The sequence below is a fragment of the Myxococcales bacterium genome (genome assembly GCA_016717005.1).
Classification (GTDB): Bacteria; Myxococcota_A; Polyangia; order Haliangiales; family Haliangiaceae; genus UBA2376.
On the sequence record JADJUF010000039.1, the window covers coordinates 87,201 to 100,056 of the forward strand.

At 75.0% G+C, this 12,856-nt stretch carries 12 protein-coding genes; 8 read left to right on the forward strand and 4 right to left on the reverse strand.

Annotated features, from left to right (window positions below; all coding sequences use genetic code 11):
* Positions 1-145: 145 nt before the first annotated feature.
* Positions 146-1,102: a calcium/sodium antiporter gene (locus IPL61_31385; GenBank protein MBK9035704.1), complete on the reverse strand. Its 957-nt coding sequence runs from the start codon at positions 1,100-1,102 to the stop codon at positions 146-148.
* A 238-nt stretch (positions 1,103-1,340) separates the two neighbouring features.
* Between IPL61_31385 and IPL61_31390 the strand changes: the two genes are divergently transcribed.
* Together IPL61_31390 and IPL61_31395 are read left to right on the forward strand one after the other, a co-directional pair.
* Complete coding sequence (locus tag IPL61_31390; GenBank protein MBK9035705.1) at positions 1,341-2,690, forward strand: hypothetical protein; 1,350 nt, start codon at positions 1,341-1,343, stop codon at positions 2,688-2,690.
* Positions 2,687-3,796 (forward strand): hypothetical protein, encoded by a 1,110-nt coding sequence (locus tag IPL61_31395; GenBank protein ID MBK9035706.1) that lies wholly within the window; start codon positions 2,687-2,689, stop codon positions 3,794-3,796. Before IPL61_31390 ends, IPL61_31395 begins: the two co-directional genes overlap by 4 nt.
* Before the next feature lie 130 nt (positions 3,797-3,926).
* Here the strand turns inward: IPL61_31395 and IPL61_31400 are convergent, their stop codons facing one another.
* A complete protein-coding gene (locus IPL61_31400) occupies positions 3,927-4,646 on the reverse strand; it encodes a TetR/AcrR family transcriptional regulator (protein MBK9035707.1) in 720 nt (239 codons plus the stop codon).
* 112 nt (positions 4,647-4,758) lie between these two features.
* On the opposite strand from IPL61_31400, the gene IPL61_31405 reads away from it, so the two are divergent.
* The gene (locus IPL61_31405) at positions 4,759-5,685 is read left to right on the forward strand and encodes a metal-dependent hydrolase (GenBank protein MBK9035708.1); all 927 of its coding nucleotides are present in this window, start codon (positions 4,759-4,761) and stop codon (positions 5,683-5,685) included.
* The gene (locus tag IPL61_31410) at positions 5,682-6,518 is read left to right on the forward strand and encodes an SDR family NAD(P)-dependent oxidoreductase (protein ID MBK9035709.1); all 837 of its coding nucleotides are present in this window, start codon (positions 5,682-5,684) and stop codon (positions 6,516-6,518) included. The genes IPL61_31405 and IPL61_31410 overlap by 4 nt, the downstream gene beginning before the upstream one ends.
* Here the strand turns inward: IPL61_31410 and yedA are convergent, their stop codons facing one another.
* The gene (yedA, locus tag IPL61_31415; protein ID MBK9035710.1) at positions 6,519-7,427 is read right to left on the reverse strand and encodes a drug/metabolite exporter YedA; all 909 of its coding nucleotides are present in this window, start codon (positions 7,425-7,427) and stop codon (positions 6,519-6,521) included.
* Positions 7,428-7,603: 176 nt separating this feature from the next.
* Between yedA and IPL61_31420 the strand changes: the two genes are divergently transcribed.
* The 4 genes from IPL61_31420 (at position 7,604) to IPL61_31435 (ending at position 12,348) form a co-directional block, all read left to right on the forward strand.
* Complete coding sequence (locus tag IPL61_31420) at positions 7,604-9,058, forward strand: PLP-dependent aminotransferase family protein (GenBank protein MBK9035711.1); 1,455 nt, start codon at positions 7,604-7,606, stop codon at positions 9,056-9,058.
* Positions 9,059-9,121: 63 nt separating this feature from the next.
* Positions 9,122-9,787: a hypothetical protein gene (locus IPL61_31425; GenBank protein ID MBK9035712.1), complete on the forward strand. Its 666-nt coding sequence runs from the start codon at positions 9,122-9,124 to the stop codon at positions 9,785-9,787.
* Positions 9,778-11,388, forward strand: a complete 1,611-nt coding sequence (locus tag IPL61_31430; GenBank protein ID MBK9035713.1) for an NAD(P)/FAD-dependent oxidoreductase — start codon at positions 9,778-9,780, stop codon at positions 11,386-11,388. Before IPL61_31425 ends, IPL61_31430 begins: the two co-directional genes overlap by 10 nt.
* A 30-nt stretch (positions 11,389-11,418) precedes the next feature.
* Entirely contained in the window at positions 11,419-12,348 is a 930-nt protein-coding gene (locus IPL61_31435) for a hypothetical protein (GenBank protein ID MBK9035714.1), read from the forward strand.
* 24 nt (positions 12,349-12,372) lie between these two features.
* On the opposite strand, the gene IPL61_31440 is transcribed toward IPL61_31435, so the two are convergent.
* Complete coding sequence (locus IPL61_31440) at positions 12,373-12,783, reverse strand: hypothetical protein (GenBank protein MBK9035715.1); 411 nt, start codon at positions 12,781-12,783, stop codon at positions 12,373-12,375.
* Positions 12,784-12,856 lie beyond the last annotated feature (73 nt).

Here is a 12,856-nt window from a genome sequence, read left to right on the forward strand (position 1 = left end):
GGTCGCGCCCGGACCACGGCGGTAGCTCGGGTCGAGCTCCGGTGAGCCGCCCCTCGGCGACGCGAGACTCCCGGCGCGTGGACCGGTACGCGACCGAAGCGTGACAGCGCTGCCGCGGCGGCCGGCGCGCCCTGGCGCGGCCGGCTCAGGCGATGATCAGCGACAGCAGGAAGGCGACGTAGCCGAGCACGAGCACGGTCGCGGCCAGCCGCCCGAACTTCGGGCGCAGCGCCATCACCGCGACCGCGAACAGCGTGAGCGCGCCGAGGACGATCAGGTCGCCGGCGACCGTGCCCAGCGGCGCGCCGATCGGGCCGACCAGCCCGGCGGCGCCGCCGATCAGCAGCACGTTGAAGATGTTCGAGCCCAGGACGTTGCCGATCGCGATGTCCGAGTGGCCGCGCGAGGCGGCGACCAGCGACGTCGCCAGCTCGGGCAGCGAGGTGCCGACCGCGACGATCGTCAGGCCGATCAGGCGATCGCTCATGCCGGCGTCCCGGGCCAGGCCGGTCGCGCCGCGCACGAGCAGATCGCCGCCGACGATCAACAGGCCCAGGCCGACCAGGGCCCGCAGCGCCATGCGCTTGCGCGAGGTCCGGTGCGGGAGCCCGCCGGCCGACTCGGCCGCGTCGGTCAACGCGCTGGCGTCGATCACCGAGCCGATGTTCGCCGACCGGATCATCCACAGCGAGTAGCCGACCGCCAGCGCGACCAGCGCGCCGGCCTCCCACCGCGCGATCTCGCCGTCGAGCAGCACGATCGGCAAGAGCGCGGTGGCGCCGACCAGCACCGGCAGCTCGCGCCGGGCCAGCGTGCGATCGATCATCGGCGGCAGGATCAGCGCGGTCATGCCGAGGATCAGGCCGAGGTTGGCGATGTTCGAGCCGATCACGTTGCCGAGCGCGATCGCGCCCTGGCCGGTGGCGGCCGCGCGCACCCCGACGACCAGCTCGGGCGCGGACGTGCCGTAGGCGACGACGGTCAGGCCGACCAGCAGCGCCGACAGCCCGTACGACCGCGCCAGGCCCGCGGCGCCAGCCACCAGCCACTCGGCGCCGAAGTACAGCAGGGCCAGGCCCGCCAGGAGGAACACCACATCCATGGGCGTCATCAATTACCACTGGCCCCGACCCCCGCTCGCGCGATCGGACGACGACCGACCGATTTTTCGAGGCCGCCGGCGATCGGCCGGGCCCCGACGGTCGACCGCCCCTCGACGCCGCGGGCCGTGATCGGCGCGACCGGACGACGACCGACCGATCATGCGACGCCGCCGGCGATCGGCCGGGCCCCGACGGTCGCGGCGGCGATCCGCGGGTCCAGGGGGTAGGATGTCGGCCATGAACGCCCGCCTCGCCTCTCGCCTCGTGGTCGCGCTGGTGCTCTCGCTCGCGGTGGGGACCGCGGCCGCGAGCGAGCCGACCGAGCGCCGCCTGTACCCCGACACCGTCGACGCCAGCTCGTTCCTGTGGGGCGACTGGAACCGGTTCATCGAGAACTACCACCCCAACTACGTCGGCGACGACGACCCCAAGACCGCGTGGGTCGAGGGCAGCCCCGGCAGCGGCGCCGGCCAGTGGCTGCGCCTGCAGGTGACGCCGCTCGAGGGCACGACCCGGGTGCGCCTGAAGGTCAGGAACGGCTACCAGAAGTCCAAGGCGCTGTTCGCGGCCAACGCCCGGGCCAAGGACGTGGTCGTGCGGCTGCTGCCCTCGAAGGTCGAGACCAAGGCCACGCTGACCGACGTCGACGGCTGGCAGGAGCTGACGGTCGCGCAGCCCAGCGGGCCGATGCGCGCGATCGAGCTGAAGATCGGGTCGGTCTACGAGGGCACGAAGTACCAGGACCTGTGCGTGAGCGACGTCCAGGTGTTCGCGACCGCGACCACGCCCGACAACCCGACGTTCGAGAAGAGCAAGAAGAAGGCGCTGCTGGCGTGGCGCGCCGCGCGCCTGGCCGCGGCCAAGGCCTACGGCGGCGGCAAGGTCGCGCTGCCGCTGCACCCGAGCTACCAGATCACGACCACCGATCGCGCCAACGTGTGCAGCGACTGCGATCTCGCCGACATGATCGCCGCGGCGGCCGCCGACCCCGACTTCAAGGACTGGCAGGCCGCGCTGGCGCTCGGCAAGACCGTCGTCGCTGAGCTCGACACGCTGCCCCAGGCCCAGCTCGCGCCCCGGTCCAAGACCAAGCTGCCGCTGGCCGACGGCTTCGAGCGGCCCGAGCTCGATCAGCTCGCCGGCAGCGAGGGCCCCTGGTACAGCGACCGCGTGCTGCGGCTGCCGGTCGTGACCGCCGCGGCGATCATGAACGCTGGCGATCTGCGCGTGCTCGACGTCAAGCGCACGCGCACGCCCCAGCAGTTCGCCGAGGCCAACGACCGCAGGTGCAAGAAGGACGCGGTCTGGGTCAAGCGCCTGCCGGCGGCCCAGGCCGACGCGCCGGCCCAGGTGCGGGCGCTGGTCGTCGGCACGTGCGGCATGGTCGAGGCCCGCGACGGCTACTACCCGACCGCCGCGCTGCAGCTGGTGATCTACGACGCCGACGGCCGCGCGGTGGTGGTCGTGAGCGGCGGGGCGATCGACGCCTACCGCTGGGCGACCGAGGACGGGCGGCCGATGATCAGCGGCGGCCACGCGCTCCTGGGCCAGGGCAGCGAGCTCGACGCGGTCAAGATCGCGCCGTGATCCGACGCGGTGCGCTGCTCGCGCTCGGCGCGCTCGCGGCGTGCGGGCCGCCGGCGCCGACCGTCGTCAGCGGTGAGCCGCCGCCGCCGGCGTGGCGCGTGCGCGGGCCGGGCGGCCTGCGCGGGATCGAGCTCGGCACCGCCGATCCGGACCTGGTCGACGCCGAGCGCTGCGGCGCGTGCCACGCCGAGATCGCCGCCGAGTGGCGCGGCAGCCGCCACGGCCTGGCCTGGACCAACGGGCTGTTCCAGCGCGAGTACCAGGAGGCGCCCAAGCCGTGGTGCGTGAACTGCCACGCGCCGACGCCGCCGCAGCAGGCCGAGCTCGCGGCCGGCGGCCACCGGCTCGCCGATCAGGGCGTGAGCTGCGCGACCTGCCACGTGCGCGGCGGGCGGCTGGTCGCCGCGCGCCGGGCCGCGGCCTCGCCCCACGCCACCGTCGTCGATCCCACCTTCGGCTCGCCGGCGTTCTGCGCCGACTGCCACGACTTCACGTTCCCGGTGCTGGCGCCCGACGGGGTCGCGCTGGCGTTGACGCCGCACCCGATGCAGTCGACGGTGACGTCGTTCGCGGCCGGTCCGTACGCGGCCGAGCCCGACGGCTGCTTGACCTGCCACGGCTCACGCCACGGCCACGCGTTCCCCGGCGGCCACGCGCCCGACATGCTGGCCGGCGCCTACGACGTGGCGTGGTGTCGTCGCGGCGCCGCGCTCGAGGTCGAGCTGACCAACGCGGCCGCCGGCCACCGCGTGCCGACCGGCGACATCCACCGCCACCTGCTCTTGCGGGTGTGGCGGTCGTCGGCGCCGGCCGGCGTGTTCGAGGCGTTCTTCGGCCGACGGTTCGAGCTGGCCGCCGACGGCGGCAAGCGCACGGTCTGGGACTCGGGCCTCGACCCGCGCGAGACCCGGCGCTTCACCGTCGACCTGGCCGCGCTCGCCGACGGCGACGCCGACGCCGAGCCCGACGAGCCGCTCAACCTCGAGCTGGTCTACGTGTTCATCGCCGACGAGTTCCCGCGCCGCGACCGCGTCCCGACCGAGCCCGGGACCGCCACGATCGTGCGCTGGCGGACGCCGCCGGCCGCGATCGACGCGTGCCGCTGAACCTCGGCTCGCGCGTCACGGGGCAAGCGCCGAGCGGGCCCACGCCCGCGACGCGAGCCTCCCGGCGCGCCGACCAAGCCTCGACCGAGCACGCACGGGCGCCGCGCCGACGGCCGCCGCGCGTCGCGCGTCACCAGCTCCCGGTCACCGGCGCCAGCACGCCGCGCAGGGTCACCAGCAGCGTGTCGACCATCAGGTCGCGCAGGGCGACGCGCTCGGCCTGGCCGCGGATCAGCCACTCGAGGCTGGCGGCCTCGACGAAGCCGAGCCAGCCGCGCACCGCGATCCGGACCATCGGCACCTCGCTGGCGGCGATCGCCGCGAGCGGCGTGTTCTCGGTGTCCGACAGCAGCCGCTCGACGTAGCGGGTGCGGGTGCCCTCGATCACGCCCGCGACCTCGGGGTCCGATCCGATGCCGCCGCGCAGGAGCGCCGCGAACGGCCGCGCGTGCGCGACCACGAAGTCGAGGTAGGCGTCGAGGCCGGCGCGGATGCGCTCGAGCGGCGGCAGCTTCGGATCGGCGGCGGCGACGGTGCGCGCGAGCAGGTCGTCGGCGGTGGCCTGCAGCCCGGCGACGTACAGATCGCGCTTGGTCGGGTAGTAGTGGTAGAGGAGGCCCTTCGAGATCCCGGCGGCGCGCGCGATGTCGTCGATCGACACCTCGTCGTAGGTCCGCTCGGCGAACGCCCTCTGGCCGAGCTCGAGCAGCTGGGCCCGGCGGGCGTCGTTGTCGAGGCGGATGCGCCGGCGCGGCCGCCGCGCGACCGCGCGCTCGGCCTTGGCGACCACCCGCTCGACCTTGGCGGCCGCCCGCGCGACGCGCCGCCCGGGAGTGCGAACCAATGCCACGCCCATGGGTACCGCGGCCCGCGCCGTCCACGCAACAGGCCGACCCGAGGCCCGCGGGCCGGCGATCACCTATTGACTAACGGTCAATAGCGATCCATCCTGGGCGAGCAAGATGACGAACCCCTCGATCGCCGCCTCCTTGCCCACCGCCCCGCCCGCGCCCGCCGGCGGGGTCCCCGTCGAGCCGCGCGCCGCCCGACCGCCGATCACACCGCGCCCCGGGCCGCGCGACTTCGGCGCGGTGCCCAAGCACTGGTTCGCGGGCCTGGCGGTGCCGACCCAGGTCTCCAACGGGGTGAACCTGCTGTTCCCCGCCGGCGAGCGCTTCTTCGTGCGCTCGGTCTACTACTACCTCGATCGCATCGACGACCCCGCGCTCAAGGCGGCGATCAAGGGCTTCGGCGGCCAGGAGGGGCGCCACGCCCGCTCGCACGAGGACTTCTTCGCGACGATGCGCGGCCACGGCTACGAGATCGATCGCTTCCTCAAGGTCTACGAGTGGCTGTCGTTCACGCTGCTCGAGCGCCTGGCGCCGCCGGCGCTGCGCCTGGCCGCGACCGCCGCGGCCGAGCACTACACCGCGATCATGGCGGCCGGCGCCGCCGCCGACGTGCCGCTCGAGCTGGCCCACCCGGCGATGCGTCAGCTCCTGTACTGGCACGCGGCCGAGGAGCTCGAGCACAAGTCGGTCGCGTTCGACGTGCTGCAGCGCGTGAACTCCTCGTACGCGCTCCGGCTCGCGGGCCTCGCGATGTCGACCGCGATGCTGGTCTCGATGTGGTGGAGCGCGACCCTGTACCTGCTGTGGCAGGACGGCGTCACGCCGTGGCAGGCGGCGCGCAACCTGCGCGAGCTCCGCCGGCAGCGCCCGACCGAGCCGATCGCGCGGCGGGTGTTCGCGCGCGGCATCCGGGCGTACCTGCGCCGGGACTTCCACCCCGATCAGGACGACAACTACCACCTGGCCGCGCAGCTGCTCGCCAAGGCCGAGGCCGCCGGCGCCGAGCTGGCGGCCGCCGCCACCCCGGTGCCCGCATGAACCTCGACAACGCCCTCTGTGTCGTCACCGGCGCCGGCAGCGGCATCGGCCGCGCCACCGCCGCCGCCCTCGCCGCCCGCGGCGCGCGCCTGGTGATCTCGGACATCGATCAGGCCCGCCTCGACGACGTCGCCCGCGAGCTCGGCGCCGCCGTGGTCCTGGCGCGGGTCGTCGACGTCGGCGATCGCGCCCAGGTCGCCGCGCTGGCCGAGGCCTGCCACGCGATCCAGCCCGGCGTCGACGTGCTCGTCAACAACGCCGGCGTCGGCCAGGCCGGCGGCGTGCTCGACACCTCGCTCGACGACTGGGACTTCACGCTGCGCGTGAACCTGATGGGCACGGTCTACGGCTGCCACTACTTCGTGCCGGCCATGGTCGCGCGCGGCCGCGGCCACGTCGTGAACGTGTCGTCGATGCTCGGCTTCATGCCGTCGCCGTGGGTGATCGCGTACCAGGCGTCGAAGTTCGCGGTGCTGGGCCTGACCCTGTCGATGCGCAGCGAGCTGGCCGGCTCGGGCGTGCGCGCGACCGCGATCTGCCCCGGCATGATCAACACCGCGATCGTCGACGACACCCGCTTCAGCGCGCGCAACCAGGGCCTGCGCGGGCCGGTCGCGCAGTCGTTCAGCGATCGCGGCTGGCCGCCGTCGCGCGTCGCCGACGCGATCGTCGGCGTGCTCGGCACCGACACCGCGGTGCGCCCGGTCGGGCCCGAGGCCTGGTTCGCCTGGGGCCTGACCCGCCTGGCGCCGCGGCTCATCAGCGATCGCCTGACCCGCCTGATGACCCGCCGCCTCGAGAAGCACCGCACGCCCGCGCCGCCCGCCGGCTGATCACGCCTTGGCGGCGCGCCCGCGGCCGCTGATCACCAGGACCACCGCGGCGACCACCAGCGGCGCGGCGATCAGCGTCGGGCGGGCCAGCGCCTCGCCGCCGAACAGCACGCCGAGCAGCACCGCCAGCACCGGGTTGACGAACGCGTAGCTGCTGGCGAGCGCCGGGCGGGCGTTGCGCAGGAGCCAGCTGTAGGCGGTGAAGCCGACCAGCGAGCCCAGCACCAGCAGGTACAGCAGCGCCGCCAGCGACCGCGCGCTCGGGTGCGCCGGCACGCTCTCGCCGCGGATCGCGGCGGCGACGAACAGCGCCAGCCCGCCGGCCAGCATCTGGGTGCCGGGCCCGCCCAGGCCCGGCGCGGTCGGCAGGCGCCGCGCCAGCACCGAGCCCAGGGCCCAGGCCAGCGGCGAGCCGACCAGGATCAGCGCCGCGCGCGGCGTCGCCGACAGCTCGGCGCCGCCCACCAGCACGCCGACGCCGGCCACGCCCACCGCGATCCCCAGCCACTCGCGCCCGCTCGGGCGCTCGCCCGACGCGGCCGTGAACAGCGCCATCCACAGCGGCATCGTCGCGCACACCAGCGCGGCCACGCCCGACGACACCTCGGTCTCGGCGATCGCCACCAGGCCGTTGCCGCCGACGAACATCAGCGCGCCGACCGGGATCGCCGCCAGCCAGTGGCGCGCGCGCGGCCGCGGCGTGCCGGACGCCAGCGCGACCACCAGCAGGATCGCGCCGGCGACCGTGAACCGCGCCGCGCCCATGCCCAGCGGCGGCATCGACTCGACGACGACCCGCATGGCCAGGTAGGTCGAGCCCCAGATCACGTAGACCGCGGCCAGCGCCGCGAGCAGCGTCGACGCCGCGCGGGCCGGGGCCACCTCGGGAGCGATCGACGGTGCGCGCATGTGGTCGCCAGCTTGGCAGCGGTCGCGCGGGTCGCCAAGGACAGAACCGATCGCGCCCACCAGCACAGATCGGCGCCCATGAACTTCGCGCCAGTACAACCGTGGCGCCAGGTGTAGCGACGGGTGAGATGGCGTCTGTGCTGGTCGCCTGGGGAGTCGATCAGTACAATACCGACATGCACGGCGACTACCTGTACGAGCAGCTCGCGGCCGAGCTCGGCGACGCGATCGAGCGCGGGTCGCTGCGCCCGGGCGAGCGGCTGCCGTCGGTCCGGCGCCTGGCCGAGGACCGGGCGCTGTCGGTCGCGACCGTGGTCCAAGCCTACACCGTGCTCGAGGGCACCGGCCTGATCGAGGCCCGGCCCAAGTCGGGGTACTTCGTCCGGCGGCGCACCGACGACGGCGCCGCGCCGCGGCCGCCGCGCAAGTCCGTGACCCCGACCCGCCCGGCGGTGTCCGACGGCATCGCCCGGCTGATCGCGGCGCTGCGCGACCCGAGCGTCGTCCCGCTGGCCGCCGCCTACCTGGATCCGTCGACGCTCAAGGTCGCCGCGCTCAACCGCATCGCGTCGACGCTGGCGCGCGAGGTCTCGACCCTGGGCTCGCGCGACGACACCCCGCCCGGCCTCGGCACGCTGCGCCGCGCGCTGGCGCGCCGCTCGGTCGGCTGGGGCGCGCCGCTGACCGAGCACGACTTCGTCGCGACGATCGGCGCGACCGAGGCCATCACCCTGGCGCTGCGCGCGACCACCCGCCCCGGCGACGCGGTCGCGGTCGAGTCGCCGACCTACTTCGGCATCCTCCAGGCCATCGAGGCGCTGGGCCTCAAGGTGGTCGAGGTGCCGGCCCACCCGCGCACCGGCATCGACCTGGGCGCGCTCGACGACGCGCTGCGGGTCACGCCGATCCGCGCGATCGTCACGATGCCGACCGCGGCCAACCCGCTGGGCTCGATCATGCCCGACGAGGCCAAGGCCGAGCTGTACGCGCTGGCGGTGCGCCACGACGTGCCGATCATCGAGGACGACGTCTACGGCGAGCTGTGCTTCGACGGCAGCCGCCCGCGCACGATCAAGGCCTGGGACCGCGACGGCCGCGTGCTGCTGTGCGGCTCGGTGTCCAAGACCCTCGCGCCCGGCTACCGGGTCGGCTGGATCGCGCCGGGCCGGTACCAGGACGACGTCGAGCGGCTGAAGTTCTCGCAGTCGCTCGCGTGCCCGACCCTGACCGGCATGGCGGTGGCCGAGATGCTGGCGTCGGGCAGCTACGACCGCCACCTGCGGCGGCTGCGCCACGTCGTCGCCGGCCAGGTCGCGCGCTACCGCGACGAGGTGCTGGCGCGCTTCCCCGAGGGCACGCGGGTCTCGGCGCCCCGCGGCGGCTTCGTGCTGTGGGTCGAGCTGCCCGGCTCGCTCGACACGCTCGTGCTGCAGGAGCGCGCGCTCGCCCGCGGCGTGGCGATCGCGCCGGGGCCGATCTTCTCGGCCCGGCAGCAGCGCTTCAGCACGTGCCTGCGCCTGTCGTGCGGCCAGCCGCTGACGCCGCGCATCACCGCCGCGCTCGATCTGATCGCCCACCTCGCCCACGACCTCGCCACCCGCGGGGTCCGGGCCCACCGCGCCACCGCCTGACCGCGGGCGATCGCCGGCAAGCGATCCGCACCCGCGCGAGGGCCTGTGGCAGGATGCCCGCCGATGCGTTCGCTCGCCGTCGCGCTCGTGCTGGTCGCCTGCAGCGGCGCGCCCGCGTCCGCGCCCGACGCGCCGGTCGAGGTCGACGCCGCCATCGACGCGCCCCGGCCCCCGGCCGGCGCCGTCCGCGGCACGTTCGAGCTCACCTACTACTGGGTGACCGCCGAGGACGACTACGCCGGGGTCGCCGACACGACGCTCTACCAGCCCGGCTGCGCGGCGCTGGCGACCGTGCGCGCCCGGTTCGCGTCCAGCCTCGACATCGAGGGCACCGGCCGCCTCACCGACGGGCGGCTGATCAACGTCGACGGCACCTGCGGCTGCGCGCGCTCGCCCTGCTACGTGGTCGCGCCGGCCGATCACCCGTGGGGCACCGGGGTCCAGGATCGCGCGCTGGTCCCGTACCGCTCGATCGCGGTCGATCGCACGGTCATCCCCTACGGCACCGCGCTGTGGGTGGCCGAGCTCGACGGCGTGGCGGTGCCCGGCGATCCGCCCTGGGGCGGCTTCGTCCACGACGGCTGCGTGATCGCGGCCGACACCGGCGGCGGCATCGTCGGCCTGCACATCGACTGGTTCGTCGGCCTGCGCGCCAGCTACGCCGCGCTCGACGCGGCGCTCGCGCTCGACCAGGTCACGGTCCACGACGGCGGCGCCCGATGTCCGTGACCGACGTGGTCTGGGACGACGAGCTCGAGCTCGAGCTCGACCTGCCGCTCGACGCGCCCAGCCTCGACGGCGACTCGGCGACGGTGCGGGCCGCGGTCGCCGCCAAGCTCTCGGTCGATCCCGCCGGGCTGCCGGTGCTCGAGGTCCGGCGCCGCGCCATCGACGCGCGCCACCGCCGGGTCCGGTTCCACCTGACCGTCGGCGCCCGGCCCGCGGTCGCCGCCGAGCTGGCCGCGCCCCACCCGCGCGCGGTCGCCGGCGATCCGGTGATCGTCGTCGGCGCCGGCCCGGCCGGCCTGTACTGCGCGTACGAGCTGGCCCGCCACGGCGTCGCCGCGATCGTCGTGGATCGCGGCAAGCTGGTGCAGGCGCGCCGGCGCGATCTCAAGGGCCTGACCCAGCACGGCCGGGTCGATCCCGACAGCAACTACTGCTTCGGCGAGGGCGGCGCCGGCACCTACTCCGACGGCAAGCTCTACACTCGGGCCCACAAGCGCGGCGACGTCCGCGACGTGATCGAGATCCTGGCGCTGCACGGCGCCCCGGCCGAGATCCTGGTCGACGCCCGGCCGCACATCGGCTCGAACCGCCTGCCCAAGGTGCTCACGGCGATGCGCGAGCGCCTGGTCGCGCTCGGCGTCCGGTTCGAGCTGCCGGCCAAGGTGGTCGAGCTCCTGGTCGAGGACCACCGCGGCGTGCGGCGGGTCGCCGGCGTGCGCCTCGCCGACGGCCGCCAGCTCACCGGCCGCGCGGTGGTGGTGGCGACCGGCCACTCGGCCCGCGACGTCTGGCCGCTGCTGCAGGACGCCGGGGCCACGCTCGAGGCCAAGCCGTTCGCGCTCGGCGTGCGCATCGAGCACCCGCAGGCGCTGATCGATCGCGCGCAGTACGGCGGCGCCGCCGGGCACCCGCGCCTGACCGCCGCCCCCTACCGCCTCGCCCACACCACCGACGGCCCCGGCGGCGCGCGCGGCGTCTTCTCGTTCTGCATGTGCCCCGGCGGCTGGATCGTCCCGGCCGCGACCGAGGCCGACGGCGTGGTCGTCAACGGCATGAGCCTGTCGCGCCGCGACTCGCCGTTCGCCAACAGCGGCCTGGTCGTCGCGATCGAGCTGGCCGATCTCGCCGCGCTCGGCCTGACCGGCCCGCTGGCCGGCGTCGAGCTGCAGCGCCGGGTCGAGCAGGCCGCGGCCGTGGCCGGCGGCGGCCACCTGCGCGCGCCCGCCACCCGCGTGCTCGACTTCGTCGCCGGCCGCGGCTCGTCGACCGCGCCGGCGTCGAGCTACGTGCCCGGCGTGACCGCGACCGACGTCGGCGAGGTCCTGGCCGCGTCCGGCCTCGATCTGGCCGCGCGCATGCGCGTCGCGCTGACCAAGTTCGATCAGCAGCTGCGCGGGTACGTGTCGAGCGAGGCGATCGTCGTCGGCGTCGAGTCGCGCACGTCGAGCCCGGTGCGGGTGCCGCGCGATCCGACCACGCTGGCGTGCCCCGGCGTCGCCGACCTGTACCCGTCGGGCGAGGGCGCCGGCTACGCCGGCGGCATCGTGTCGGCGGCGCTCGACGGCATCCGCGTCGCGCGCGCGATCGTCGGAAGTCGCTGACAGGTGCGGGCGCGCGTGGTACGCGAGGCCATGCGCGTCGTCGCGGCCGTGATCCTCGCCACGCTCGCCGCGCTCACCGCGTGCGATCTGGCCGACGGCGGCAGCGGCGTCGACGCGGCCGCCGCCGGCGACGGCGGCGTCGACGGTTACCCCGCGCCCCACGTCGGCGTCGTGCCCGCGGTCGGCTCGGCGACGACCCTCGACCTGGCCTGCTGGAACATCGAGAACTTTCCCGCCAGCCCGGCCACCGCCAGCATCGTCGCCGATCTGATCGTCAGCCTCGACCTCGACCTGGTCGTCGTCGAGGAGATCGCCAGCGACGCGGCCTGGAACGAGCTCCTCGCTCGCCTGCCCGACCACGACGGCGTGCTGTCCACGCACCGCTACACGCCGACCTCGTACCAGAAGATCGGCCTGATCTACCGGACCGGCCTGGTCACCGTCGGTCCCCCCGAGCTCCTGTTCGTCACCGACAGCTACGCGTTCCCGCGGCCGCCGTTCCGGGTGCCGGTCACCGTCGGCGCGCTCACGCTCGACGTGATCGGCGTCCACCTCAAGGCCGGCGGCGCGCCCGAGGACGCCGATCGCCGCGCGGCCGCGGCCCGCGCGCTCGACAGCTACCTGCGCGGCCAGCTCGCCGGCGCCGGCGACGATCAGGTGATCGTGCTCGGCGACTACAACGAGACCCTGACCTCGATCACCGGGGCCGAGGTGCTGGCGCCGCTCATGGCCACCGACGTCTACCGGGTCCGCACCGCCGCGATCGCCAGCGCCGGCGGCGCCAGCTTCATCCCGTCGGGCGCGGTCATCGACCACATCGTCACGACCGCCGGGCTCGACCCCGAGATCGGCGGCGCCGCCGCGATCATCCCGCGCCTCGACCAGCAGTACCCGCGCTACGAGAGCGTGGTCAGCGACCACCTGCCGGTGGTGCTGTCGATCCCGCAGCCGGCGCCGTAGCGCCCCGTCACGCGGCGCTCGCCGTCAGAACCCGAGCAGCGACCCGAGCTGGAACACGACGAAGCTGGTGATCCACGCCAGCACGGTCATGTAGCTGAACACGAACAGCGGCCAGCGGTAGCCGCCGGTCTCGCGCTTGATCACCGCCAGCGTGCTCATGCACTGGCAGGCGAGCGCGAAGAAGATCATCAGCGACAGCCCGACCAGCGGCGTGTACCGGGCCGAGCCGTCGGCGCGGCGCTCGCCGGCCAGGTGCTCGCGCAGGGAGCCCTCGTCGTCGCCGACGCCGTGGATCACGCCCAGCGTCGAGACGAACACCTCGCGGGCCGCGAACGCGCCGATGATGCCGACGCCGATCTTCCAGTCGAAGCCGAGCGGCGCGATCGCCGGCTCGATCGCGTGGCCCAGGCGGGCCCCGTAGCTGTGCTCGAGCAGCGCGCCGTCGCGGGCGTGCTCGACCTGCGCCTGGCCTCGGGCGCGGCGCCCGCGCGATCTCGGCCGCGTAGTC

Coding starts and splice junctions, on each gene's coding strand:
- IPL61_31405 (MBK9035708.1), top strand. CDS start 4,759: ATGACGAACCCCTCGATCGCCGCCTCCTTGCCCACCGCCCCGCCCGCG.
- IPL61_31435 (MBK9035714.1), top strand. CDS start 11,419: ATGCGCGTCGTCGCGGCCGTGATCCTCGCCACGCTCGCCGCGCTCACC.
- IPL61_31430 (MBK9035713.1), top strand. CDS start 9,778: ATGTCCGTGACCGACGTGGTCTGGGACGACGAGCTCGAGCTCGAGCTC.
- IPL61_31425 (MBK9035712.1), top strand. CDS start 9,122: ATGCGTTCGCTCGCCGTCGCGCTCGTGCTGGTCGCCTGCAGCGGCGCG.
- IPL61_31420 (MBK9035711.1), top strand. CDS start 7,604: ATGCACGGCGACTACCTGTACGAGCAGCTCGCGGCCGAGCTCGGCGAC.
- IPL61_31390 (MBK9035705.1), top strand. CDS start 1,341: ATGAACGCCCGCCTCGCCTCTCGCCTCGTGGTCGCGCTGGTGCTCTCG.
- IPL61_31410 (MBK9035709.1), top strand. CDS start 5,682: ATGAACCTCGACAACGCCCTCTGTGTCGTCACCGGCGCCGGCAGCGGC.
- IPL61_31385 (MBK9035704.1), bottom strand. CDS start 1,102: ATGGATGTGGTGTTCCTCCTGGCGGGCCTGGCCCTGCTGTACTTCGGC.
- yedA (MBK9035710.1), bottom strand. CDS start 7,427: ATGCGCGCACCGTCGATCGCTCCCGAGGTGGCCCCGGCCCGCGCGGCG.